This is a genomic window from Seonamhaeicola marinus (assembly GCF_008085455.1).
This window is the reverse complement of sequence record NZ_VSDQ01000041.1, coordinates 1-324: the sequence shown is the minus strand read 5'-3', so window position 1 is coordinate 324 and position 324 is coordinate 1. Positions and strand designations below refer to the sequence as shown.

Annotated in this window: 1 protein-coding gene; it reads left to right on the top strand. The window is 33.6% G+C overall.

All coding sequences use genetic code 11. The annotated features are described in order from the left end of the window. A partial coding sequence (locus FUA24_RS00265; RefSeq protein ID WP_222861294.1) for a DUF5686 family protein occupies positions 1-324 on the top strand: 324 nt, incomplete at both ends.

Below are 324 nucleotides of genomic sequence, written 5' to 3'. Positions count from 1 at the left end.
CGCTGTCAAAAACTGGTATTAACACCTACAATTATGTATTGGCAGATACCGCCTTTATTGATAACAAAATGTGTTTCAATATTGTTTATTACCCACGCCGAAAAAATGAATTAACCTTTAAAGGCGATTTTTGGGTGGCAGATACCACCTACGCCATTAAAGAAATTAACCTGCAAGCATCAAAAAGTGCCAATATAAATTGGGTAAAAGAAATTTATATAGAACAAGAATTTGAAGTGCTAAACGACTCATTGTTTCTTGTTAAGCGTGATTATATGATGTCTGATTTCGCCTTCAATAAAAAAGAAAAATCACGAGGGGTTT